Genomic DNA, 24,358 nt, shown 5'->3' on the forward strand with positions numbered 1-24,358 from the left:
AAGAGGAACGGCTGCATGACCTCCGCCACCGAAGACGTCCGTTCCGAGAAAGGTCTGGCGCGGGTCGCCCAGTCACTGGCCGGGTGGACGGAGAAGTGGTTTCCGGACGCCTACGTCTTCGCCCTCGTCGGCGTCTTCGTCGTCGCGGTGGCCGCACTGGCCAACGGTTCGTCTCCTCAGGAAGTGGTGGACGCGTTCGGCGACGGGTTCTGGGATCTGACCGCGTTCACCCTGCAGATGGCGATGGTGGTGCTGACCGGGTACGTCGTCGCGACGTCCCCGCCGGTGGCCCGGCTGATCGACCGTCTGGCGACGGTGCCCGGCACTGCACGCAGCGCAGTCAGTTTCGTCGCGTTCCTGTCCATGTCGGTCTCGTTCCTGAACTGGGGGCTCAGTCTGGTGTTCGGCGGGCTGCTGGCCCGGGCCATCGCGCGCCGAACCGACCTGCGGGTGGACTACCGCGCCCTGGGCGCGGCGGCCTTCATGGGCCTCGGCGCGGTGTGGGCGCTCGGCATGTCGTCCTCCGCCGCCCAACTCCAGGCCACCGCCGCTTCCCTGCCGCCGGCGCTGCTGCAGATCACGGGCGTCCTCGACTTCGGAACCACGATCTTCACCTGGCAGTCGCTGCTGATGTGCGCCGTCATCATCGCGCTGACCGTGGTGATCGCCCACTTCTCGGCGCCGAGGGGCGCCGCCGTCACCACCGCCCAGGACCTGGAGGTGGACCTCGACGACCGGCCGAAGGACGTCCCGCCCCGATCGCGTCCGGGGGAATGGCTCGAGTACAGCCGGATCCTGCCGATACTCGCCGGTCTGATGACGTTGGGATGGCTCATCTCCCAACTGGCGACCAAACCCCTGCTCACCGTCGTCAGCAGCCTCAACGGGTACCTGCTGGTCTTCCTCATGCTGGGGCTGGTGCTGCACGGGACGCCGCGCAAATTTCTGCAGGCCGTCGCCCTGGCCGTCCCGGCCACGGCAGGCATCCTGGTCCAGTTCCCGCTGTACGCCGCGATGGCCGCGATCCTCACCAAGGCCGAGGGCAGAAATGGCCTCACCATCTCGGAGCACCTGGCCGAGTTCTTCACGAACATCGGCAGCGGCGGAGCGTTCACCGTCGTCATCGCCCTCTACACCGTCGTACTGGGCCTGTTCGTGCCGTCCGGCGGCGGAAAATGGCTGGTCGAGGCGCCGTACGTCATGCAGTCGGCCACCGACGTCCAGATGAACCTGGGCTGGACGGTCCAGGTGTACAACGTCGCCGAGGCGCTGCCGAACCTGATCAACCCGTTCTTCATGCTGCCGCTGCTCGCGGTGCTGGGGCTCCGGGCGCGCGATCTGGTGGGATTCACGTTCCTGCAGTTCATGTTCCACCTGCCGGTGGTCCTGCTGCTGGTGTGGCTGCTCGGCACCACATTCGACTTCGTCCCCCCGGTGCAGCCCTCGACACCGTGAGAGGTGTTACTAACCCACGCTTTACTTCGAGAAATCTCGGTGAAACACCTCGTCCTTAGCGTATACAACCATGTCCACAGGGATGAATACGCCGCCGATCGAGTACTCCTTCGACACGTTGCTCGTCGCGAACCGGGGCGAAATCGCCTGCCGCATCATGCGAACCGCGCACCTCCTCGGACTGAAGACGGTCGCGGTGTACTCCGACGCCGATTCCGCGGCTGCACACGTCGAGATGGCCGACGTGGCCGTCCGGCTGGGCCCGGCTCCCGCCCACGAGTCGTATCTGCGGGCCGACGCCGTCGTGGAGGCCGCACTCGCCACGGGCGCAGGCGCGATTCATCCCGGGTACGGGTTCCTGTCGGAGAACGACGCGTTCGCCGCGGCCGCGGAATCCGCGGGCATCGCGTTCGTCGGTCCCACCCCCGAACAGTTGCGCACCTTCGGCAACAAGCACACCGCACGCGAGGCCGCTCGCGCCGTGGGCGTCCCGCTCGTCGCGGGCAGCGGGCTCCTCGACTCGGCCGACGCCGCCCTGACCGCGGCCTCCGACATCGGCTATCCGGTGATGATCAAGGCGGTCGGCGGCGGTGGCGGCATCGGGATGCAGGCGTGCTTCGACGCCGCGGAACTCCGCGAAGCCTACGACCGCGTCCAGCGCCTCGCCCAAGCCAACTTCTCCTCCTCGGGGGTGTTCCTGGAACGGTTCGTGGCCCGCGCCCGGCACATCGAGGTACAGGTGTTCGGCGACGGCCGCGGCCGCACGCTCAGCCTCGGCACCCGCGACTGCTCGCTGCAGCGCCGCAACCAGAAGGTGGTCGAGGAGGCTCCGGCGCCCGGACTCTCCGACGAGGTGGTGGAGCAACTCCTGAGCGCGTCCCGTGGTCTCGCGTCCTCGGTGAACTACCGGTCGGCCGGAACCGTCGAGTTCGTCTACGACGTGGACCGCGGTGAGGCCTCGTTCCTCGAGATGAACACCCGACTGCAGGTCGAGCACCCGGTGACCGAGGAGGTCACCGGCGTCGATCTCGTCGAGTGGATGCTGAGGCTCGCCCGCGGCGACGGTTCCATGCTGGACGGGCTGCCCGACTCCGGACCCGAAATCAGGGGAACTGCCGTCGAGGCCCGCATCTACGCCGAGGACCCCGGCCACGACTACCGCCCCAGCGCCGGACGCCTCACGGGTGTGGAGTTCCCGGCTCACACGCGGGTGGAGACGTGGGTCGACACGGGCACCGAGGTGAGCGCCTATTACGACCCGATGCTGGCGAAGGTGGTCACCCGCGGGCACCGGCGCACGGCAGCGTTCGCCGCCCTCGCAGAGGCGCTCGCCGACACCCACATCTACGGGATCCAGACCAACCTGCCCCAGCTCCGGCGGATCTGCGTCGCCGACACCGTCCTGGACGCCGAGCACACCACGCAGTCGCTGGCCGATCTGCGGCCCACCGGCCGCCGCGTCGACGTTCTCCGCGCGGGAACGATGACCACCGTGCAGGACCACCCCGGCCGAATCGGGTTGTGGGAGGTCGGAATTCCCCCGTCCGGGCCGATGGACGACCTGTCGTTCCAGCTGGTCAACACGGCGGTCGGCAATCCGCCCGGCGCACCGGGGCTCGAATGCACCCTGCAGGGGCCGCGGCTCGTGTTCTCGGACGCCACCGTGATCTGCGTGGGCGGCGCCGACGCTCCGGTCACCCTCGACGACGAGCCGATCCCCCTGTGGCACCCGGTGGAAGTGCCTGCCGGGTCCGTACTCGACGTCGGCACTCCGCCGGACACCGGCCTGCGCACGTACGTCGCGTTCCGGGGCGGGATCGACGCCCCGCTGTATCACGGCAGCGCAGCCACATTCACGCTCGGCGGGTTCGGCGGCATCACGGGCAAGGCCGTCGCCACGGGCGACGTGCTGGGCCTGTTCGACGACTCGCTGTTCGATAACACGACGGGTCTCGACGCGCCGCATCCCGTCCCGGAAGACTCGATCCCGGAGTTCACGCACGTGTGGCATCTGGCCGTCACCGAGGGACCGCAGCCCGCGCCCGCCTATTTCACCGATTCCGACATGGCGCAGTTCTACGACACCACCTGGAAGGTCCAGACCCACGCGAACCGGACCGGACTCCGACTCGACGGCCCCAAACCGGCGTGGTCGAGGACCGACGGCGGCGACGCCGGACTGCACCCGTCGAACCTGCACGACAACCCGTACAGCGTCGGAGCCCTCAACGTCTCCGGCGACACTCCGATTCTGCTCGGCCCCGACGGCCCCAGCCTCGGCGGTTTCGCGTGCCCCCTCACCGTGGCCAAGGCCCACCGGTGGAAGCTCGGGCAGATCCGGCCCGGCGACGGCGTGCGGTTCGTCGCCATCTCCGACCACGGTGCACACGCGCTGCGGGCATCGGATACGGGTCGCAGACTGGATGTTCCGCCCGCGGCGACCCGGTCGGCGCACAGCGACGGCGGAGTGCTGCACCGCATCGCGCCGATCCTGGACCGACCGGAGGTCGCGTACCTGCGCGCCGGCGACGACAACATCCTCGTCGAATACGGGGACCAAGAACTCGACCTCGGGCTCCGCATGCGCGTCCACGCACTGTCGGAGGCGCTCGTCCGGCGCCGCGTCCCGGGCATCGTCGACGTCACCCCGGGCGTCCGTTCGCTGCACCTGCACTTCGACGCCGACCGCCTCCCGGCCGGAAGGCTGCTGGACATCCTCCAGGACATCGAGGAACTGCTGCCTGCCACGCACGATCTGGTGGTTCCGAGTCGCACGGTCCGGTTGCCGTTGTCGTTCGACGACCCGTCCATCGCCGAGGCCATCGACCGCTACCGCAGCGGGGTTCGCGACGAGGCGCCGTGGCTGCCGTCGAACACCGAATTCATCCGGCGGATCAACGGATTGGACAGCATCGACGACGTCCGGGACGCCGTGTTCGACGCCGAATACCTGGTCCTGGGACTCGGCGACGTCTACCTCGGCGCGCCACTGGCCGTGCCCCTCGACCCGCGGCACCGCCTGGTCACCACCAAGTACAACCCCGCCCGCACGTGGACCCCGTCCGACGCCGTCGGGATCGGCGGCAAGTACCTGTGCGTCTACGGGATGGAGTCGCCGGGCGGCTACCAGCTGATCGGGCGCACCGTCCCGATCTGGTCGGGGTACCGGCAGCACCGCCCGTTCGACGAGGGCAAACCCTGGATGTTCCGGTTCTTCGACCGCATCGTGTGGGAACCCGTCACCCCGGAGCAGTTGCTCGAGTACCGCGCGCAGGCGGTGGCCGGGCGGTTCGACGCGGAGATCTCCGAGAGCACGTTCCCGTTCGCCGACCATCTGAAGTTCCTGCAGGACAACGCCGAATCCATCGCCGCGTTCGACGCCCGACAGTCCGCGGCGTTCGACACCGAGAAGGCGGCGTGGCGTGCGTCGGGCGAATTCGACCGTGTCGAACAGGCCCCCGCACCCGAGTCGTCCGCGCGCGGTGACCTCCCGCCGGGCGCCGTCGTCGTCGAGGCGCCGATGGTCGGAAGCGTGTGGCGTGTCGAGGTCGAGGCCGGGCAACGCGTCGACGCGGGCCAGAACGCCGTGGTGCTCGAGGCGATGAAACTCGAGATGCCGGTCGCGTTCACCTCGCCGGGCACCGTCCTCGAAGTCCTCGTGTCACCGGGCGCGATCGTCGAACCGGGCACCCCTCTCGTCGTGATTGGAGCAGAAAACTGATGACTGTCGATGCCGTGAACCGCGGACACACCGCCCTGTCCCCCACCGCCCGGGTCGAGGACGTCTTCCGGCGGATCGCCGAGGTGGACCGCCCGGAGGTGTGGATCACCCTCCGGCCCGCCGAGGACGTCCACGCCGATGCCATTGCCGTGCAGGCCCGCCTCGATGCAGGCGAGCACCTGCCCCTGGCCGGGAAGGTCGTGGCGGTCAAGGACAACATCGACGTCGCCGGGCTCCCGACGTCGGCCGCGTGCCCCGAGTTCGCCTATCTCCCCGACGTCACCGCGACTTCCGTGCGCCGCCTGGTCGACCAGGGCGCCGTCGTACTGGGGAAGACGAACCTCGACCAGTTCGCGACCGGACTGGTCGGGACACGCAGTCCGTACGGCGCCGTCCGGTGCTCGTGGGACCCCGAACGTGTGTCGGGCGGATCCAGTTCGGGTTCCGCCGTCGCCGTCGCCCTCGGCATCGCCGACATCGGAATCGGCACCGACACAGCGGGATCCGGCCGGGTGCCGGCGGCGTTCAACGGTCTCGTCGGGATCAAGGCGACGCTCGGCGTCATCCCCGCCGACGGCGTCGTTCCCGCGTGCGTCGACTACGACTGCGTCACCGTCTTCGCCACCGAACTCGACACGGCCGTGACCGCCGCCCGCATCATGTCGGGGCCCGCGGCGGCGGACCCGCGCAGCCGCGCATGGCCGTCCGACGTCAGGCTCGCCGCGCCCGCGCACGCACGCGTCGCGATTCCCACGGAAGCGAACCTCGCCCTGCTGACGCCGGAGTACCGCGCGGCGTTCGCCGACACGGTCGCGTCGCTGACGGACCGCGGGTTCGCCGTCGAGTCGGTCGACATCTCCCCACTCCTCGACGCCGCCCGGTTGCTGTACGACGGTGCCGTCGTCGCCGAGCGGTACACCGCCGTCGGGCAATTCCTCGACACGGCGCCTGCGGGTGCCGATCCGGTGGTCACCGCCATCGTCGAGTCGGCGCGCAAGCCCGCGGGCCACGAGTTCGCCGCCGACCTCGACACGCTCACCCGCGTCAAGGCGCAGACGCGGGATCTGCTGGCCGGTTTCGACGGGCTCCTGCTGCCCACCACCACCGAACATCCGACCATCGCTGCCGTGCAGGCGGATCCGATCGGCATCAACCGGCGGATGGGCACGTACACGAACTTCTGCAACCTGCTCGACATGGCGGCGGTCGCCGTCCCAGGCGCGCCGACCGCCGCCGGCGACCCGTTCGGAGTCATGTTCGTGGTGCCGGCGTTCGCCGATCAGGTGGCCGTCGACCTCGCCGCCCGGCTCCTCGGCGCGCCCGCACCCACCCTCGTCGAGGAGGGGGTGGAACTGGCCGTGTTCGGCGCGCACCTACGCGGGCAGCCGCTGCACTTCCAACTCGAGGACATCGGGGCACGCTTCGTCGGCACCGTCACCACCACGGACGCGTACCGGCTCACCGCGCTCGCCACCACCCCGCCCAAACCGGGCCTCGTCCGCCGCGGTCCCGGCGCGGGCTCCCCGATTTCCGGGGAACTGTTCCGCGTGTCCGCCGCGGGGCTGGGCAGCTTCCTCGCGGCGCTGCCCGCCCCGATGGCCCTGACGAGCGTCGAATTGTCCGACGGCCGCGCCGTGGTGGGCTTCAGCTGCACCCACGACGCGGTCGACGGGGCCACGGACATCACCGAGTTCGGGAGCTGGGTCGCCTATGCCGCTTCGCGCCCGTGAGTACTTATTAACGTCGGGCGGTTAAGAAGTACTCACGGCGAGGACGGTGGCGGCAGGGGTCGAGTTGCGGCCGATCAGCCTCTGCAGATCGCCGCTCTCGGTGTCCAGAGCGCCGACGGCCACGCCCGCATCGGAATCGGCGAGCATGCTCGCGATCGGTGCGGGCAGGCCGGCACCCTCGAGCGCGGCGGCGTACTCGTCCTGCGGAAGGTCCTTGTACGACACCGGCTTTCCGATGACGGAGGAAATGACGTCCGCGAGTTCGCCGTACGTCAGGCGCTCGTCGCCACCGAGTTCGTAGACCTTGCCCGCCTGTCCGTCGGCGAGCAGGACGGCGGCGGCGGCCTCGGCGTAGTCCTTGCGGGCGGCAGCCGCGACGACACCGGTCCCGGCGCTGCCGAACAGCGCACCGGTCTCGCCCGCCGCGGGAATGCTGCCGAGGTAGTTCTCCCAGTACCAGCCGTTGCGGAGTAGCGCGAAGTCGATCCCGGACTGCGCCAGCCGATCCTCGGTGGCGCGGTGTTCCACGGCCAGCCCGATCGTGCTGTTCTGCGCGTCGAGGACGCTGGTGTAGGCGACAAAGCCGACCCCGGCCGCCTTCGCGGCGTCGATCACGTTGGCGTGCTGGGCAACCCGCTGTCCTACCTCGCTGCCGGAGACGAGCAGCAGCTTGTCGACGCCGGCGAATGCGGTCTCGAGCGCGGCGCGATCGCTGTAGTCGGCCTGCCGGACCTCAACTCCCCTGTCCGCGAGGTCTGCGGCCTTGGCCGGGGTGCGGACGACGGCGACGATGTCGGCGGCGGGCGTTCCCTTGTCGAGCAGTGCCTCGACGACGAGCCTGCCGAGGTGTCCGGTTGCTCCTGTGACGGCGATGGTCATGACGAACTCCTAGCGCGTAGTGGTGCGAGTTGACTGTTCAAGCTCACTTTCCATAATGCACTAATTTTTCGTAAGTGCAAATGTTTGAGTAAGTGCTTCCCCTTCGTGGGATACACTGGACGCATGTCCGAGCCCGCGCACCCAGCACAGGAAAGTGAAGACCGCACCCTCGAAGCGGACGTCTTCGCACGCAACTGCGCGTCGCGCGAGACCCTGCAGACCATCACCGGCCGCTGGGGTGTGCTCGCGCTCGCGGCACTGACGGAAGGCAACTATCGATTCAGCGCACTCCGCCGACGCGTCGACGGCGTCAGCGAACGCATGCTGTCGCAGACACTGCAGGCACTCGAACGGGACGGCCTCGTCGTCCGCGACGTGCTCGAGGCCATCCCGCCGAAGGTCGAATACAGCCTCACGCCGCTCGGCGCCGAGGTCGGTTCACGCCTGATCGAACTGATCGAACTGGTCGAGGCGCGCGTACCCGACGTTCTGGCAGCGCAGGAAAAGTACGACGCCGGTCGCGGCGTCAGCTGAGGTCGTCGAGATCGGACTCTTCGTCGACGATGTGGACCGCGGCCTCCTCGGCCGATGCCGCTCCCCCGTCGATTCCGATGTCGAAGGCTACGAGATCCTTCTCCTCGTCCTCCCCCACACCCTCGTCCTCGGCGAGAAGCCTGCCCGAACGCTGCCGTCCGACCTCGTTGTCGTCGAGGATCTCCGCATTCTCGTCCTCCTCGAACGCCGGATCCGGTTCCTCCTCGGCGAGCCGCTGATCGAGGGTCTCGCCTTCGCGCTGCTCGGCGGCCGTCGTTCCGAACGCGTCGAGCCCGAGCGGCTTCTCCGGAGGCGAATACCCTTCGTCGAGAACGTCGTCCACCCCTCGGTCGACCAACGTGTCCTCCGGCTGCAGCTGGTCCTCTTCGTCCAGGCTGTACTCGCCGTCGGATCCTTCTGGCGTGCTGTCCGGCATGGTCATCTTCCCCACGATGCCATCGCGGCGGGCAGTTCGCCATCGGATCGCGGAACCGATCCGGCCCGAAACGACAAGGGCCCGCACAGAGACTGTGCGGGCCCTCGCCGGTGTTCGGGTCAGAAGTTGATCATGTGCCCGGCGAGACCGTGGATGGCCTCCTGCAGGGCTTCGCTGAGCGTGGGGTGGGTGTGCACGTTGCGGGCCAGCTCGTTGACCGTGAGGTCCCACTTCTGCGCGAGGGTCAGCTCGGGCAGCAGCTCGGAGACGTCGGGGCCGATGAGGTGGCCACCGATCAGCTCGCCGTACTTGGTGTCGGCGATCAGCTTGACGAAGCCGGTGGCATCGCCGAGGCCGTGGGCCTTGCCGTTGGCGGCGAAGGGGAACGTCGCGACCTTGANGTCGTAGCCCTCGTCNNTGGCCTGCTGCTCGGTCAGACCGAAGCTGGCGACCTGCGGCTGGCAGAACGTGGCACGCGGCATCATCCGGTAGTCGTCGATCGGTAGCGTCTCGGCGCCGGCGATCGTCTCGGCGGCGACCACGGCCTGCGCCTCGGCGACGTGCGCGAGCTGCANCTTCATNGTGACGTCACCGATGGCGTAGATGTGCGGCACCGACGTCTGCATGGTGTCGGTGATGCCGATGGCGCCGCGGTCGGTGAGCTGCACACCGGTCGTCTCGAGNCCGAAGCCCTCGACGCGGGGGGCGAACCCGACGGACTGCATCACCTTGTCGACGACGACCGTCTCGGTCTCNCCGGACTTGTTGTTCTTGATCGAGACGGTGACCTTGGAGCCGTCGTCGTCGATGCTCTGCACGGCNGCGCCGGTGATCACCTTGACGCCGAGCTTCTTGTACTGCTTCTCGATCTCCTTGGAGACGTCGGCGTCCTCGTTGGGCAGCGCACGGTCGAGGAACTCGACGATGGTGACNTCGACNCCGTAGTTCTTCAACACGTACCCGAACTCCATGCCGATCGCGCCGGCNCCGACGATGAGGATCGATCCGGGCAGCTCCCGGGTCATGATCTGCTCTTCGTAGGTGACGACGTTGGTGCTCAGCTCGGTGCCGGGCAGCAGCTTGGTGGTGCTGCCGGTGGCGATGATCGCGTTGTCGAACGTGATCGTCTCGGTGCCNCCCTTGGTGAGCGCGACCTCGATGGTGTTGGCGTCGGTGAAGGTGCCCTTGCCGTCGTACTCGGGGATCTTGTTCTTCTTCATCAGGAAGTGGATGCCCTTGACGCGGCCCTCGGCAACCTTGCGGCTGCGGTCGAACGCGGCGCCGAAGTCGAAGGACGCCTCACCCGAGATACCGAACAGCTTGGCCTCTTTCGTGAAGAGATGCGCAAGTTCGGCATTGCGGAGAAGAGCCTTCGAGGGGATGCAGCCCACGTTCAGGCACACACCGCCCCAGTACTTCTGCTCGATGATGGCAGTGCTCAGTCCGAGTTGTGCCGCGCGGATAGCAGCGACGTACCCACCGGGACCGGCTCCGAGGACAACGACGTCATAGTGTGAAGGCATACAGATCTCCCATGAATGTGTATCGGATACCGTTGTGCGCGAGCGTGTTCAGAAGCGCGCGAGGTTTACTTTCCGGGTCCGAAGATGTCTGGATGTTGGGCTAGTTCGATTCGGGTTCGGCGGATGTGTCCGCGCAGGATGTTCCCCGCGTCGACGACGTCACGGCGGACGATGGCGTCGAGAAGCAACTGGTGCTCGGCATTGACGATCCACATCCGCCCGGGCCCGGACAGGGCGATGAACGCCCGCCGGTAGTGCTGGGTGGTGTTCCACAACCGGACGACGTACGACGACAGTGGTTCGACCGTGCATCCGGAGTAGCTGAGTAGATGAAATTCTCGATCGAGGTCGAGGAACCCCTGAATGTCGGTGTTGGCCTCGATCCGGCTCTGGATCGAACCGAGGCGTTCGATGTCGGCGGTATCGAGCAGCGGAAGACTCTCTCCGAGCGCCAGCGGCTCGAGGGACTCCCGCATGCGATAGATGACATCGACTTCGCTCATGCTCAGGTGAGGTACCCGTGCACCCTTGTTGGCCTGCAGTTCGGTGAGCCCCTCGGTTTCGAGCATGCGCAGGGCCTCGCGGACCGGTAGGCGGCTGAGTCCGAACTGTTCGGCAATGTCCTCTTGTCGAATTCGTTCACCGGGACCGATTGCGCCACTGAGAATTTGCGCGCGCAGGTGCTTCGCGACGCGTTCGCTGGCCGCTTCGCCGCCGCTCGCCGGGGCCGGTTCTTCTTTCAACACGTTCGTGTCTTCTGCCTTCAGTTCTGACGATCGAATGCTTTGCCGTTCGGATACGACACTAGCTCGAACTGCATGCCCCACGGAGCGAGGAAGTAGACCCAGCGCTGGCCCTCGCTGGGCCCCTTGCTGACGGTGGGTTCGCCCAGCACGGTGACGTTGTTCTCGCGCAGGTACTCGACGGCTTTGTCCAGGTCGTCGACGTACAGGGCAACGTGGTGCCCACCGACGTCGCTGTTGCGCGGAGGGGTGGTGTCCTGGTCGGGGGCGCTGTATTCGAAGACCTCGAACACCGCTGCTCCGCCGCATCGGAAGAAGTGCAGCTGGTTCATCACCGCGCGGGGATGCACGTTCAGGTGCTCGTGCATCCAGTTTCCTTCCTCGTCCAGGTAGGGGCCGAGGGTGTACATGTACTCGCACCCGAGTACGTCGACGAAGAATCGCCTCGCCTCGTCGAGGTCGGGAACCGTGATTCCGACGTGGTCGAGTCGCTGCACTCCGGGAAGACCTGCACTCGTGGTGGTCATCGTCTGTCACTCCAACTTCAATAATGGCGCCATTGTTGATGCAATTGGCAGACTACTCCGCATTTGATCCAGGACAAGTTCTAGCTTTGGATCCATTTTCGGGTTAGGGTGTGACAGCCGACTCAATCTGCTTGGAGACTTCATGAGCACCCATACCCCCCTGGAACCCGCGTCCCCGTGGGTCGAGGTCGCCACGACCATCGACGACTGGGATGCCGCCGCACCCGAACTGCTCGAAAACATGCTCAGCCACCTGACCCTGATCCGGGTCTTCGAGGAATACGTCCTGGACCTGGCCGGACAGGGCCTGATCCACGGCCCGGCGCACTCGAGCATCGGGCAGGAGGGCGGCGCGGTGGGATCCGTCCTTCCGCTGACCTCCGACGACTCGGTCAATGGATCCCATCGCGGGCACCACCAGTTCCTGGCCAAAGCGCTGCACCACGTCGCCCCGAAGGGAATCGACCCGCGAGAGGACCTCACCGACGACATCCGCACGGTTCTGCTGCGCAGCCTCGCCGAGATCTGCGGACTCTCCCGCGGATTCGGCCACGGCCGCGGTGGATCCATGCACCTGCAGTGGGAAGAAGCCGGCGCGATCGGCACCAACGCGATCGTCGGCGGTGGAGTACCGCTGGCCGCCGGCTACGCCTGGGCGCACCGCCATGCGGGCACCGACGCGGTGGCCGTGACCTACTTCGGCGACGGCGCGATCAACATCGGGTCGACGCTGGAGACGTTCAACCTCGCCGCCGCGTGGAAGCTTCCGATCTGCTTCTTCATCGAGAACAACCGCTACGCGGTCTCGACCAACGTCGAGGAGGCGACCGCCGAACCTCGCCTCTCTGCGCGCGGCCTGGGGTTCAACATTCCCAGCTGGAAGGTCGACGGCATGGATGTGCTCGCCGTCCACACCGCCATGAACGAAGCCCTCGAGCACATGCGCACCGGCAAGGGCCCGACCATGATCGAGGTCGACGTCTACCGCTACTTCCATCAGAACGGCGCCTTCCCCGGCAGTGCCTTCGGGTACCGCAGCAAGGACGAGGAGAAGGCCTACCGCCACCGCGATCCCATCGAGCAGCTCGCCGGCCATCTGCAGCGCCGGGGAATCCTCGACGCCGAACAGATCGAGCAGGTCTCGGTCCGAGCGAAGGCGGTCATGGCCGAACTCGGGGCCCTCATCCTCGAGCCGCTGCCCGGCGGCAAGCCCGGTCAGCGCCGCATCAAACCCGACGAGTGGCCCGACCCCGACTTCCGGGACGTCGGCGTCCGCGGTGACCTCTCCGAGTTCGACGGGGTCCAGTTCGTCGACCGTGACACCTTCGGCGGCGAGATCACGGAATCGAAGTTCGTCGAATCCATCGCCGGCGTCCTCGGACACCAGATGGAGACCGATCCCTCCGTGGTGATCATGGGTGAGGACATCCACCGCCTCAACGGCGGTACGAACGGAGCCACCCGCGGCCTGGCCGAGAAGTTCCCCGACCGGATCCTCGGAACACCGATCAGCGAGAACGCCTTCACCGGACTCGGCGGCGGAATGGCCCTGGACGGACGCTACAAGCCGATCGTCGAATTCATGTACGCCGACTTCATGTGGGTGGCCGCCGACCAGCTGTTCAACCAGATCGGCAAGGCACGACACATGTTCGGCGGCGAAAACGACGTGCCGTTCGTGCTGCGCAGCAAGGTCGCGATGGGCACCGGGTACGGCTCCCAGCACTCGATGGATCCGGCGGGCATCTTCGCAACCGCCCCCGGCTGGCGCATCGTGGCCCCGTCCACCCCGTTCGACTACGTCGGCCTGATGAACACCGCGCTGCGCTGCAAGGATCCCGTGGTCGTCCTCGAGCACGTCGACCTGTACAACGCCAAGGGCGAAGCGCCGGTCGACGACTTCGACTACCTGCTGCCCATCGGCAAGGCCGCACTGCGCCGCGAAGGATCCGCGGTCACCGTGATCACCTACCTCGCCATGACCAAGTACGTCCTCGACTCCGTCGACGAGAACGGATTCGACGCCGACGTCATCGACCTCCGCTGGCTCGACCGCGCCAGCATCGACTGGGACACCATCGAGACCAGCGTCAAGAAGACCAACCGGATCGTCATCGCCGAGCAGGGCGCGATCGGAACGTCCTACGGCACCTGGCTGGCCGACGAGATCCAGCGGCGATTCTTCGACTGGCTCGATCACCCCATCGAACGAGTCACCGGCGGAGAAGCCTCACCGTCCATCAGCAAGGTCCTCGAACGCGCCGCCATCGCACAGTCCGACGAGGTCACCGCCAAGCTGACCGAAATCCTGGAGTCCTGAGACATGCCCACATTGCTCCGCATGCCCGGTGTGGCTGCCGATTCGACCGAGGCGATCCTCGCGGAATGGCAGATACCGGAGAACACCCCGTACGCGCAGGCCGACGCGATCGCCACCGTGGAAACCGACAAGGCCGCCGTCGACATCGAAGCCGACACCGCCGGCGTCATCATCAAGTATCTCGTCGACCCGGGCACCTCGGTCGAAGTCGGCGCCCCGATCGCCTTGACGGGAAATCCGGGTGAAACGGTCACCGACCTCGACAAGACGCTGCAAGAACTGGGAGTGCAGGCCGAAGAGTCCTTCGCCGTCCCCGCTGACGCGTCGCCGGAGGCTCCGGCCGGCACGCTCGGTGCCTCGACGGCGGGCGCCGCCGATCCGGAACAGCCTCGACGGTTCATCACGCCTCTCGTGCGCCGGCTGGCGCGCGAGGGGGACCTCGACCTGACCGGCATCGTGGGATCGGGCCCGCAGGGTCGAATCGTCAAGCGGGACATCGTCGCACTGATCGACGGAACACATCGCAACGGCAACGGCACCGCACCCGTCTCGCAGCCGGTCCGCACCGAAACTGCCGAGAAGGATGTTCCCGACGTCGCGGCCGCGACGCCGCCGGGGGCGACCGGTTATACCGAGGAGCCGCATTCACGGATCCGTAAGGCGATCGCGTCGCGGCTGACCGAAAGCAAGCAGACCGCTCCGCACTTCTACGTGCGCGGTAGTGCTCGCGTCGATCGACTCCTGGCGCTGCGCGCGGAACTGAACGAGGCTGGCACCACCAAGGTCTCCGTCAACGACCTGGTGATCAAGGCCGCCGCCCAGGCCCACACCGCTGTTCCGGCGATGAACGTGGTGTGGACTCAGGACGCGATCCGCACGTTCGACACGGTCGACATCTCCGTGGCCGTTGCTTCCGAACGCGGCCTGGTCACACCGGTGGTGCGAAACGCCGGACAGCGCAGCATCTCCGCGATCGCGGCGGGGACGAAGGATCTGGCGACGAGGGCCCGGGACGGCAAGCTACGCCAGGCGGAACTCGAGGGCGGTTCGCTGAGCATCTCGAATCTCGGCATGTACGGCACCGAGGAATTCGCGGCCATCATCAATCCGCCGCAGTCGGCGATCCTCGCGGTGGGCGCGGCTCGTCAGGAACCGGTCGTCACCGACGGTCAACTCGCAGTCGCCACAGTGATGCACGTGACGCTGTCCGTCGACCACCGGCCGATCGACGGCTCCACCGCAGCCGAATGGATGCGAGAGTTCATCGGCATCATCGAGTCGCCGATGCGGATCCTGTTGTAGGCCACACCGCAGCACGACCGGACGCGGCCGGATCGATCAGTTCTTCGGTCCGGCCGCCCGCGCGGGGCCACCCCTGTGCCCTGCCGAATCGAAGGAACCCATGAAGGCACTGCGACTTGCCCGAACCGGCACGCTCGACTCGCTCGTGTACGACGAGGTCCCCGTACCGGAACCGGCCTCGGACGAAGTGCGTGTCCGCATCCACGCCGCGAGCCTCAATCCGAGCGACGTCAAGAATGTGCTGGGTGGATTCTCGAGCACCACCCTGCCCCGCACACCCGGGCGGGACTTCGCCGGTGTCGTGGTCGAGGGGCCCGAGCACCTCCTCGGGCGCGAGGTGTGGGGAAGCGGCAGGGAACTCGGGTTCACCCGAGACGGCACCCATGCAGAATTCGTGACCCTGCCCGCCCGCGGAGTCTCGTGCAAACCGAACAATCTGTCCTTCGCCGCGGCCGCCGGATGCGGTGTCCCGTATCTGACCGCGCTCGAAGCGCTCGACCGTGCCGGGGTCCGGTCGGGCACGTCGGTGCTCATCATCGGTTTCGGTTCCGTCGCCCGGGCCGCGCTCGCCCTGGCCGCCTCCCGGGGCGCCCGACCGGTGGTCGCGGTGCGCCGCGAGCGCCACCTCGATACGCTCACCGCCCGCGGCCTTCCCGCCATCATGCTGGGCGAGCGGACGCACGTCGCCGGCGCGGTCCGTGACCACTTCCCCGGTGGGGCAGAAGTGGTGTTCGATACCACCGGGTATCGGCTGTCGGCTGCGATCTCCGCGATCGCGGTCGGCGGCCGGATCGCCGTCATCGCCGCGCCCGACGACGGATTCGAGCGGATCCCTCTCCGCGAGCTGTACCGCCGCGGGGCGAACATCGTCGGGGTCAATTCCCTTCTGACCGACACGATCACGTGCGCCGACACCCTCGACTCGTTGCGAGTCTCGTTCGAGACCGGCGCGCTGCCGGCTCCCGGCGAGGTGGTCGTGCGGCCCCTCGCCGCGGCGATCGACACGTACCGGGAGGTCAGCGGGGGATCGACCGAGAAATATGTCTTCGATGTCGCGGCCGGGTAATTCCGGCGGGGTGCTCTTTCCCTACGGCTGCGTTCCGGGGACCGGGCAGTTCAGGCGGTGGTCGACAGAACGCCCCGGCGCCCGGCGGTCGAACTCCGCAACACCAGATCGGGCTGCAGTTGCAGCGTCGAGGCAGGCTCCTGCCCACCGAGTTGGGCAAGCACGCGCGCGGCGGCCTGCCTGCCGAGTGCATGACTGGGAAGCCGGACCGTCGACAGAGCCGGCTCGAGGTGGGCGGTCATCGGGGAGTCGTTGTAGCCGATCACCGAGACGTCCTCGGGGCAGGACAGACCCGCCTCGGTCAGTGCCTCGACGGCGCCGACCGCCATCAGGTCGTTGTGGGCGAAAATGGCGGTCGGCCTGATGGCGGCCCGCCCGAGCAGCAGCCCGGTGAGCCGTTTCCCCTCGGCCACGGTCGGCTTCGCCGCCACCTCGGTGAGTGAGACGTCTCGGCACCCACGCTCCGAGACGACCTGCCGGAATCCTGCTGCACGGTCGACGAACGACGACACATCCGCGGGGCCGTGCAGTTGAGCGAGCGTGTCGTGTCCCAGATCGACCAGATGCGCCGTCGCGAGCCGCGCACCCAGAACGTCGTCGTGGGTCACGGTGTGGTGGCCGGTCCCACCGACCTGCCGCACGGCGAGCACCACGGGCACGAGCGCCTCCAGGGACCGGATGAACGGCTCGTCACCGAGGTGCGCGGCGGCGATCACGATGGCGTCGACGCGGCGAGCGAGCAGCTGTTCACAGATCTGCTGCAAACTCTCCGACTTCTCATGCGTTTCCGCCACCACCGTCATGAAGCCTCGCGGCCCGAGTTCCTGCTCGATCCCCCGCAGAAGTGGCGACAAGAACGGATTGCCCACATCGGCCACGACCATGCCGATCAGTCCGCTCGACCCCTTGCGCAGGCCGCGCGCCATCACATTGACCTTGTACCCGAGGCTTTCCGAGGCCGCCTGGACACGCTTGCGGGTGACCTCGTTGACCAGGTGGGATCGCTCGGGGTCGAGGGCCCGGGATGCGGTCCCCACGTGCACTCCGGCCACACGGGCCACATCCTTCAGAGTTGCCTCGGACATGCGCCCCCTTCTGCTCGGACGGCCTCTCACGTTCCCGCAAGCCACGCTGGACCGGGGTCGTGGGAGTGGAACCGACGGCAGTGGTGTCTCTGTTCCGTCGGCCAAATTGCAATGGTTTGCAACAATGAAACCGTATCATTGCGCAGTCCGGCTTCCGGCGCAAGTGCTTGTCGCCGCCCGGGTCTCCATTCGAGCCTTGACGTGCTGACGAGCCGAATCCTATGCTTCGTGTAGCAATCGATTGCAGATTCGTGACGTGTCACGCTCGCCGGCCGGTTCACCCGGACCGAGGCGCTGCAAGCAAACCGAGTTGTCGACGTTGTCGCCGTCTGTGCGCGACAGTCGCCGGCTACTCCGACCGATCGGAGTCACCATGACCGAACCACGTCCGTTCGCCGACGTCCCCAACCAGCTCTACATCGGCGGGAAATGGTGCGACGCGAGCGACACCAGCACCTTCGATGTGCTCGATCCCGCCACGGGCGAGGTGCTTGCGACCGTGGCCAGCGGATCCGAGGAGGATGCGCGCCGGGCCGTCGACGCCGCCGACGAGGCCGGCCGAGACTGGGCGGCGACCCCGCCCCGTGCCCGCGCGGAGATCCTTCGGCGCGCCTTCGAGCTGATGACCTCGCGCATCGACGAGTTCACCGAACTGATCGTTCGTGAGAACGGCAAGTCCTGGGCCGACGCGGCCGGTGAGGTCAAGTACGCCGCCGAATTCTTCCGCTGGTACTCCGAGGAGGCCGTGCGGGTGGCCGGACATCTGCAGACCTCGCCGCAGGGCGACAAGCGCATCCTGACGCTGCAGCAGCCGATCGGCACCGCCGTGCTGGTCACGCCGTGGAACTTCCCCGCAGCGATGGCGACCCGAAAGATCGCGCCCGCGCTGGCCGCCGGCTGCCCGGTGGTACTCAAGCCCGCGTCCGATACCCCGCTGACGGCGTTGGCCGTCGCGCAGGTGCTGACCGACGCCGGTGTCCCGGCCGGTGTGGTGAACGTCCTCCCCGCTCGCCGATCGGGTGCGGTGGTCAAGGCCATGCTCGCCCATCCCGCCACCCGCAAGCTGTCCTTCACCGGCTCCACTGAGGTCGGACGCGCGCTGCTGCGCGACGCGGCCGAGCAGATCCTCAGCGTCTCCATGGAACTCGGTGGCAACGCCCCCTTCCTCGTATTCGACGATGCGGACCTGGAGACGGCCGTCGCGGGGGCCGTGGTGGCCAAGATGCGCAACGGCGGACAATCGTGCATCGCGGCGAACCGCTTCTACGTCCAATCCGGCATCTACGACGAGTTCGCCGACCGGCTGACCAAGGCGCTCTCCGAGCTCTCGCTGGGCAGCGGTCTGGACCGTTCGGTGGAGGTCGGCGCAATGATCAATGCTGCCGCCGTCGAGGAGACGACCGGTCTGGTCGCCCAGAGTGTCGAGGCAGGCGCCACCGTGACCACCGGAGGTGAAGCCGCGGCCGGTCCGGGCGCCTTCTATCCGCCGACCGTGATCACCGGCATCGACGGGGACAACCCCATCCTCGAGCACGAGATCTTCGGGCCGGTTGCCCCGCTGGTCCGGTTCGACACCGAAGCGCAGGCGCTCGACCTGGCCAACGCCACCCAGCTCGGTCTGGCCTCCTACGTATTCACCGCGGACCTCGCACGCGCACTGCGCGTCTCCGAGGCGCTCGAGGCCGGAATGGTCGGGGTCAACCGTGGATTCATTTCGGATCCGACGGCACCGTTCGGCGGTGTCAAGCACAGCGGCCTCGGCCGTGAGGGTGGCAGCGAGGGGATCCACGAGTTCATGGAGACCAAGTACGTCGCCATCGACTGGTGACGCCGGCGCCGGACGGGGCGAGGAGGGATCTGGTCGCACTCGGCCGCACGGCCGGTGGGACAGTGCCGGCCGCGAACCCTGTCCGGCGTCGCCGCCGACCCGCGCGTGCGCAGGCCGGGGCCGATTTTCTCCCTGCCTGTTCGGTGGGCTCGTCCCGCCCCCTCGCCGGGGTTGACATTCGCTCGGTGGGCAGTGATGATTATCACGACTGCAATGGATTGCAAGAGTTCGTTACAGTGAAGCAATTACGCAGTAAACAGACAGAAGATCGGGATGTAAACGATTGCGACTTCTGGTCAGGCGGGATCGCTCGTCATGCGGAACCACGTCTGACATCTGCCAGGACGATTCGGTCGAGACCGTGTTGCGGAACGAAGTTCGCGGGCCCGACCAATCAGTGCAAGCGGGGCAGGTCACGGAACCTCTGCCCGCCCGGCCGGATCTGGTAGCGGCGACACCTCCACCGGAGGCGGGCGCACCGGCCGCCTCAATCGACATCACGGCGACAACTGAACGTCATCTGCGAACACGGCACTGACGTCGATCCGTACGAAAGATCAGGGTCCACATGACAGCACAGACAACGACGCAGCACATCCTCGAGGCGACCGGCATATCCAAGCGCTTCGGCGGCGCCCTCGCCCTCGACGATGTCTCGATCGCACTTCAGCCGGGCGAGCGGCACGCGGTGGTGGGTGAGAACGGTGCCGGAAAATCGACACTGATGCGCATCATCGCCGGAGTGCTCGCCCCCGACACCGGTTCGGTCTCGCTCGGCGGAACCTCCATCGAGGGTGGCGCGCGTTCGGCCCTTGGCGCCGGAATCGCCTTGGTGCATCAGGAATTGAGCCTGGTTCCCGAGCTGAGCGTTGCCGAGAACATCGATCTCGGCGAGTGCCCGACTCAGTTCGGATTCGTCCGACGCAGCGCGCAGCGCCAGTTCGCGAAAGATGCGCTCGCCGAGATCGGGGTCGAACTCGATGTCACCGAACCGGTGGGTCGGCTGTCCGTCGCGTCGCGGCAGTTCGTGGAGATCGCCCGCGCGGTCGCCCGCAAGCCCCGAGTGCTGATTCTCGACGAACCGACGGCGACACTGACCCCGTCCGAGACCGATCATCTTCTGGGCCTGCTGATGCGACTGTCCGAGCAGGGCATCGCGCTGATGTACATCTCGCACCGCATCCCGGAAATCATGTCGCTGTGCGAACGTGCGACGGTGCTGCGTGACGGGCGCGTGGTCGGGCGCCCCGATCTGTCGATCACCACGGGTGACGAACTGGTCGACATGATGGTCGGACGCGAACTCGCCGCCGACCTCCACAAGCCTCGCAGGACCTTCGACCCGGGACCGGTGACGCTGTCGGCGCGCAACGTCAGAGCCGACAAGGTCCACGACGTCTCGTTCACCGTCAGGGCGGGGGAGATCGTCGGACTCGGTGGACTGGTCGGTTCGGGCCGGTCGGAGATCGTCCGCGCCATCATCGGCGCCGACCCGCGCACCGGGGGCGAAGTCCGGCTCCGGAGCGAGGGCAAGTGGAAGGCACTACGCGCCTACGAGCAGTCGGTTCGGCTCGGCGTCGCCTACGTCCCCGAGGAACGTCGCACCGAGGGACTCGCCCTGACCATGACCGCGGCCGACAACATCGCTCTGCCCTCCCGCAGCAAGCTGAACAAGTTCGGAGTACTGAACTTCCGAGCCCTCGCAGCGCTGGCAGACGACGTCATCGGGCAGGTCGGAATGCACCCCGCCCTGCCTCGGCGCGAGGGCGGCCAGTTCAGCGGCGGAAACCAGCAGAAGATCGTCATCGGAAAGTGGCTGCCCACCAATCCGTGCCTCGTGGTCCTCGACGAACCCACGCGTGGAGTCGACGTCGGTGCGAAGGCGGAAATCCATGACCTCGTGCGCAAGCTGGCTGACGACGGCGCAGCAGTGCTGATGGTCAGCTCCGATCTGCCCGAACTGCTCGAATTGTCCGACACCATCCACGTCGTGCGCGACGGGCGGATCGTCGGAACTCTCCCCGGCGCCGAAGCCACCGACAGTGCCGTCATGCGGATGGCCGCTGGAAGGAAGACAGAATCAGTATGAGCGTCCTGACCCCCGAAAAGTCGAAAGCGCCTGTCGCGTCGACCATGGGCGAATACGGCATCTTCGCCGTCACCGCCGCCCTCGTCCTCGTGGCCGCACTGTCCGTCAACGGATTCGCAACCACCTCGAACGTGGTCGACATCTTCCACCGCGCTGCACCGGTCGGCATCGTCGCGATCGGAATGACCTTCGTCGTCATCAGTGCCAACTACATCGACCTTTCCGTCGTCGCCCAGGTCGCGATCGCCGGCGTGATGCTTCTCAGCGTCGGCGACCTGGGCATGGGAATGGTCCTCGGCGTCGCCATCTGCGTCCTCGTCGGAATCGTGAACGGCATCGCGGTCGGCGCCCTGCGCGCTAACGCCGTGGTGGTCACGCTCGCGACCGGAGGCATCTCCCTCGGCCTGCTGTCGTACCTGACCAACGGAGCCATCTACTACGGCGAGGTCGGTGGCCTGGTCAACAAGTTCGGCACCACCCACATCGGCTTCCTTCCCCTCGTCGCCGGCTCGTTGATCGTGATGGCAGTCATCGGCTGGTTCCTGCTGTCGCGCACAGTGTTCGGCTTCTCCCTGAAGTCACTCGGCTCCAACCGAGCGGCGGCCCGCTTCTCCGGTGTCCGCGGCGGACTCACGGTCACCGGAGCCTTCGTCGTGTCCTCCCTGTGCTGCGTGGTCGCAGGATGGGCGTTGACCAGCATCTCCAATACATCGGTCGCCACCATGTCGACGGGCTTCGACTTCTCCGCCCTCGCCGCGGTCATCGTCGGCGGCAACAGCCTCTTCGGCGGTAAGGGCAGCATTCAGCGCACGCTGATCGGTGTCATCTTCATCGCGATCGTCTCCAACATCCTCGTTCTCCTCGGCCTCTCGTTCGCCTGGCAGCAACTCGTCACGGGCACCATCATCGTCGCGGCCGTCGCCCTCGATGCACTGACCCGCAAGGTAGGTAACCGATGACCACCACATTCGGCAAAGCCCGTGTGAACAAACTCCCCGCGAAGACGTTCTTCGCCCGGCGCACCGAGACACGCGCCATCATCCTGCTCGCGGTCGTCCTGATCTACGCGCTGATCACACAACCGGTCATCTTCACCGCCTACAACGTGACCCTGTCCCGCATCGCGCTGGACGGATTGGTCGCACTGGGTCTGACCCTGGTGATCTTGCAGGGTGAACTCGACCTGAGCGTCGGCAGCGTCCTGGCGGCCTCCGGAGCGGTAGTCGCACTGAACAGCTCACTGGGGGTCGGCATCGCGCTCGCCCTGATCCTCGGCCTCGCAATCGGCCTGGTCAACGCGTTTCTCGTCGTCTTCCTCAAGGTCAACTCGTTCATCGCGACGCTGGGGACCATGTTCGCGGTACGTGGCCTCGCCTTCGTGCTGACAGCCGGGCAGCCGGTCCCGATCGAGAACACCGATGCAGGAGTCAGTTTCGGCCAGCCGGTCTTCTGGGGCTTCACCCCCCGGATCCTGATCTTCATGGCGGTGTTCGCGGCCCTGCACATCTTCCTGACCCGCACCAAGGTCGGCCGCGAGTTCTATGCCGTCGGCGGAAACCGCCAGGCTGCGGTCGATGCCGGACTGCCGGTCCGACGGCGGCTCACCACCTCGTTCGTCATGTGTGCCCTGCTGGCTTCGGTGGCCGGCATCATCAATACTCTCGAGCTGACCTCGGCCACCCCGACTGCAGGTTCGACCGTCCTTCTGGTGGGCATTGCGGCAGCGGTGGTCGGCGGAATCCTCCTCAACGGAGGCCGCGGGACGATCGTCGGGACCCTCATCGGTGCCTCCGCGCTCGGCATCCTTCAAATCACCCTCGACTTCGGCGGCTACGCACCCGAGATCAAGGACATCCTCATCGGCGTCGTCCTCTTCATCGCGATCACGACTGATCCGGCATCACTGCGACTGCTCCGTGAACGTGCCAAGGACCTCGTCGGCCGGCTCAGGCAAGAACCCGACAACGACCCGCGATTCTGATCGCCCCTCACACCTCGGGCCACCCTCCCCGCCGTTCCAGCAACACCGCCCGGGTCTTTCACACCAGGAGAAACGCAATGCACAAGGCAGTACGCACAGCAGGCGTCGCGCTCACCATCACCGTCGCCGCCGCAACCCTCGCGGCCTGCGGCACCTCCTCGGCCTCGGACGCACCCCAGGTCGTCGCGCTGCTGCCTCAGGGCAACGACCAGCCGTACGGCGCCACTTACGTCGCCACACTGCGTAAGCAAGCCGAGGAGCGTGGAATCGACCTCGAAATCACCAACTCCAAGTACGACCCGTCGAGGCAGGCATCGGAATGCGACGTAGCGATCGCCAAGAAGCCGGACGGAATCATCCTCTGGCCGGCCGATGCCGCCTCCGTGCGACCTTGTCTGTTGAAGGCCGAGAAGGCCGGGATCCCGGTCACCTCCACGAATTCCGACGTCAAAGCCGACGACAAGTCACTCGTGCGCGCATACTCGGGACCCTCCAACGACGAGGTGGGCCGCCTGGACGCGGACCTGCTCAACACCGGCATGGGTGGCCAGGGAAACATCATCGTCATCGCGGGAACGTCCGGTAACTCCACCGCGGTCGATCGCCTCAACGGCTTCAAAGCTCAGCTCGCAACGAAGTATCCGGGTATCAAGATTCTCGGAGAGCAGCCCGCGAACTGGGACAAGGCACAAGCGATCACCGCCACTTCGGAACTCGTCACCCGATTCGGCGATCAGATCAACGGCGTCTATGCCCAAGACGACACCATGGCGGCCGGCGTCGTCGAAGCCATGAAGAACCGTGGCATCGATCCGGCGTCGCGGATCATCGTCGGATGCGGAAACACCGTACTCGGACAAGCCAACGTCCTCGCAGGCGCGCAGTACGGCACCCTGTTCCAATCACCCATCTGGGACGGCGAATACGCGATCAACACGATCGCCGATGTCATCGAGAAGAAGACAGTTTCCGACACCTTCATGCCGATGCCGCTGGTCACCCAGGACAACGCAAGCCAGTATCCGCCCGAGTGGTGAACTCGGGGCCTTGACGGCAGCAATCGATTGCTGAATCGTGCATCGTGAGAGAGAACGATGTCGATTCATCCCAGTACCACGCGAAACAACACACAGAGAACC

18 protein-coding genes are annotated in these 24,358 nt (G+C 67.0%); 12 read left to right on the forward strand and 6 right to left on the reverse strand.

Annotation, left to right across the window (positions count from 1 at the left end):
• Positions 1-15: 15 nt before the first annotated feature.
• The 3 genes from CA951_RS24495 to atzF all read left to right on the forward strand — a co-directional run bounded on the left by CA951_RS24495 (position 16) and on the right by atzF (position 6,906).
• Entirely contained in the window at positions 16-1,455 is a 1,440-nt protein-coding gene (locus CA951_RS24495; RefSeq protein ID WP_087559299.1) for a short-chain fatty acid transporter, read from the forward strand.
• A gap of 70 nt (positions 1,456-1,525) precedes the next feature.
• The gene (gene uca, locus CA951_RS24500) at positions 1,526-5,176 is read left to right on the forward strand and encodes an urea carboxylase (RefSeq protein WP_087559300.1); all 3,651 of its coding nucleotides are present in this window, start codon (positions 1,526-1,528) and stop codon (positions 5,174-5,176) included.
• Positions 5,176-6,906: an allophanate hydrolase gene (gene atzF / locus CA951_RS24505; protein WP_087559301.1), complete on the forward strand. Its 1,731-nt coding sequence runs from the start codon at positions 5,176-5,178 to the stop codon at positions 6,904-6,906. Before uca ends, atzF begins: the two co-directional genes overlap by 1 nt.
• Positions 6,907-6,927: 21 nt before the next feature.
• On the opposite strand, the gene CA951_RS24510 is transcribed toward atzF, so the two are convergent.
• Positions 6,928-7,785 carry an SDR family oxidoreductase gene (locus CA951_RS24510; RefSeq protein ID WP_087559302.1) on the reverse strand — a complete coding sequence of 286 codons (858 nt, stop codon included), beginning with the start codon at positions 7,783-7,785 and terminating at the stop codon, positions 6,928-6,930.
• Positions 7,786-7,908: 123 nt separating this feature from the next.
• Between CA951_RS24510 and CA951_RS24515 the strand changes: the two genes are divergently transcribed.
• On the forward strand, positions 7,909-8,319 hold the full coding sequence (locus CA951_RS24515; protein ID WP_087559303.1) for a helix-turn-helix domain-containing protein: 411 nt from the start codon (positions 7,909-7,911) through the stop codon (positions 8,317-8,319).
• On the opposite strand, the gene CA951_RS24520 is transcribed toward CA951_RS24515, so the two are convergent.
• The 4 genes from CA951_RS24520 to CA951_RS24535 form a co-directional block, all read right to left on the reverse strand.
• Complete coding sequence (locus tag CA951_RS24520; RefSeq protein ID WP_087559397.1) at positions 8,312-8,761, reverse strand: DUF5709 domain-containing protein; 450 nt, start codon at positions 8,759-8,761, stop codon at positions 8,312-8,314. The genes CA951_RS24515 and CA951_RS24520 overlap by 8 nt on opposite strands.
• A 113-nt stretch (positions 8,762-8,874) precedes the next feature.
• Positions 8,875-10,278 carry a dihydrolipoyl dehydrogenase gene (lpdA, locus tag CA951_RS24525; protein WP_087559304.1) on the reverse strand — a complete coding sequence of 468 codons (1,404 nt, stop codon included), beginning with the start codon at positions 10,276-10,278 and terminating at the stop codon, positions 8,875-8,877.
• 65 nt (positions 10,279-10,343) lie between these two features.
• Positions 10,344-11,024: a GntR family transcriptional regulator gene (locus CA951_RS24530; RefSeq protein WP_256974051.1), complete on the reverse strand. Its 681-nt coding sequence runs from the start codon at positions 11,022-11,024 to the stop codon at positions 10,344-10,346.
• Positions 11,025-11,041: 17 nt separating this feature from the next.
• Complete coding sequence (locus CA951_RS24535; protein WP_087559305.1) at positions 11,042-11,548, reverse strand: VOC family protein; 507 nt, start codon at positions 11,546-11,548, stop codon at positions 11,042-11,044.
• A 142-nt stretch (positions 11,549-11,690) separates the two neighbouring features.
• Here CA951_RS24535 and CA951_RS24540 point away from each other — a divergent pair, with 142 nt between their 5' ends.
• From CA951_RS24540 to CA951_RS24550, 3 genes are all read left to right on the forward strand, one after another.
• Complete coding sequence (locus CA951_RS24540) at positions 11,691-13,868, forward strand: thiamine pyrophosphate-dependent enzyme (protein ID WP_087559306.1); 2,178 nt, start codon at positions 11,691-11,693, stop codon at positions 13,866-13,868.
• A gap of 3 nt (positions 13,869-13,871) precedes the next feature.
• The gene (locus tag CA951_RS24545; protein ID WP_087559307.1) at positions 13,872-15,170 is read left to right on the forward strand and encodes a dihydrolipoamide acetyltransferase family protein; all 1,299 of its coding nucleotides are present in this window, start codon (positions 13,872-13,874) and stop codon (positions 15,168-15,170) included.
• A 100-nt stretch (positions 15,171-15,270) separates the two neighbouring features.
• On the forward strand, positions 15,271-16,236 hold the full coding sequence (locus tag CA951_RS24550; RefSeq protein WP_087559308.1) for a zinc-binding alcohol dehydrogenase family protein: 966 nt from the start codon (positions 15,271-15,273) through the stop codon (positions 16,234-16,236).
• Positions 16,237-16,286: 50 nt separating this feature from the next.
• On the opposite strand, the gene CA951_RS24555 is transcribed toward CA951_RS24550, so the two are convergent.
• Positions 16,287-17,321, reverse strand: coding sequence for a LacI family DNA-binding transcriptional regulator (locus CA951_RS24555; protein ID WP_087559309.1), 1,035 nt, complete (start codon positions 17,319-17,321; stop codon positions 16,287-16,289).
• A gap of 373 nt (positions 17,322-17,694) precedes the next feature.
• Here CA951_RS24555 and CA951_RS24560 point away from each other — a divergent pair, with 373 nt between their 5' ends.
• The 5 genes from CA951_RS24560 to CA951_RS24580 all read left to right on the forward strand — a co-directional run bounded on the left by CA951_RS24560 (position 17,695) and on the right by CA951_RS24580 (position 24,256).
• Complete coding sequence (locus CA951_RS24560; RefSeq protein WP_087559310.1) at positions 17,695-19,149, forward strand: NAD-dependent succinate-semialdehyde dehydrogenase; 1,455 nt, start codon at positions 17,695-17,697, stop codon at positions 19,147-19,149.
• 568 nt (positions 19,150-19,717) lie between these two features.
• On the forward strand, positions 19,718-21,238 hold the full coding sequence (locus CA951_RS24565) for a sugar ABC transporter ATP-binding protein (RefSeq protein WP_087559311.1): 1,521 nt from the start codon (positions 19,718-19,720) through the stop codon (positions 21,236-21,238).
• Complete coding sequence (locus CA951_RS24570; protein WP_087559312.1) at positions 21,235-22,197, forward strand: ABC transporter permease; 963 nt, start codon at positions 21,235-21,237, stop codon at positions 22,195-22,197. Before CA951_RS24565 ends, CA951_RS24570 begins: the two co-directional genes overlap by 4 nt.
• A complete protein-coding gene (locus CA951_RS24575) occupies positions 22,194-23,219 on the forward strand; it encodes an ABC transporter permease (protein WP_087559313.1) in 1,026 nt (341 codons plus the stop codon). Before CA951_RS24570 ends, CA951_RS24575 begins: the two co-directional genes overlap by 4 nt.
• Positions 23,220-23,296: 77 nt before the next feature.
• Entirely contained in the window at positions 23,297-24,256 is a 960-nt protein-coding gene (locus tag CA951_RS24580) for a sugar ABC transporter substrate-binding protein (protein WP_087559314.1), read from the forward strand.
• Positions 24,257-24,358: the final 102 nt, after the last annotated feature.

Source organism: Rhodococcus sp. NCIMB 12038 (genome assembly GCF_002165735.1).
GTDB lineage: Bacteria > Actinomycetota > Actinomycetes > Mycobacteriales > Mycobacteriaceae > Rhodococcus_F.

Excerpts from the sequence above, each read along its gene's own strand:
- CA951_RS24495 (WP_087559299.1), top strand. The coding sequence starts at position 16 with ATGACCTCCGCCACCGAAGACGTCCGTTCCGAGAAAGGTCTGGCGCGG.
- uca (WP_087559300.1), top strand. The coding sequence starts at position 1,526 with ATGTCCACAGGGATGAATACGCCGCCGATCGAGTACTCCTTCGACACG.
- atzF (WP_087559301.1), top strand. The coding sequence starts at position 5,176 with ATGACTGTCGATGCCGTGAACCGCGGACACACCGCCCTGTCCCCCACC.
- CA951_RS24510 (WP_087559302.1), bottom strand. The coding sequence starts at position 7,785 with ATGACCATCGCCGTCACAGGAGCAACCGGACACCTCGGCAGGCTCGTC.
- CA951_RS24515 (WP_087559303.1), top strand. The coding sequence starts at position 7,909 with ATGTCCGAGCCCGCGCACCCAGCACAGGAAAGTGAAGACCGCACCCTC.
- CA951_RS24520 (WP_087559397.1), bottom strand. The coding sequence starts at position 8,761 with ATGACCATGCCGGACAGCACGCCAGAAGGATCCGACGGCGAGTACAGC.
- CA951_RS24535 (WP_087559305.1), bottom strand. The coding sequence starts at position 11,548 with ATGACCACCACGAGTGCAGGTCTTCCCGGAGTGCAGCGACTCGACCAC.
- CA951_RS24540 (WP_087559306.1), top strand. The coding sequence starts at position 11,691 with ATGAGCACCCATACCCCCCTGGAACCCGCGTCCCCGTGGGTCGAGGTC.
- CA951_RS24545 (WP_087559307.1), top strand. The coding sequence starts at position 13,872 with ATGCCCACATTGCTCCGCATGCCCGGTGTGGCTGCCGATTCGACCGAG.
- CA951_RS24550 (WP_087559308.1), top strand. The coding sequence starts at position 15,271 with ATGAAGGCACTGCGACTTGCCCGAACCGGCACGCTCGACTCGCTCGTG.
- CA951_RS24555 (WP_087559309.1), bottom strand. The coding sequence starts at position 17,321 with ATGTCCGAGGCAACTCTGAAGGATGTGGCCCGTGTGGCCGGAGTGCAC.
- CA951_RS24560 (WP_087559310.1), top strand. The coding sequence starts at position 17,695 with ATGACCGAACCACGTCCGTTCGCCGACGTCCCCAACCAGCTCTACATC.
- CA951_RS24565 (WP_087559311.1), top strand. The coding sequence starts at position 19,718 with ATGACAGCACAGACAACGACGCAGCACATCCTCGAGGCGACCGGCATA.
- CA951_RS24570 (WP_087559312.1), top strand. The coding sequence starts at position 21,235 with ATGAGCGTCCTGACCCCCGAAAAGTCGAAAGCGCCTGTCGCGTCGACC.
- CA951_RS24575 (WP_087559313.1), top strand. The coding sequence starts at position 22,194 with ATGACCACCACATTCGGCAAAGCCCGTGTGAACAAACTCCCCGCGAAG.
- CA951_RS24580 (WP_087559314.1), top strand. The coding sequence starts at position 23,297 with ATGCACAAGGCAGTACGCACAGCAGGCGTCGCGCTCACCATCACCGTC.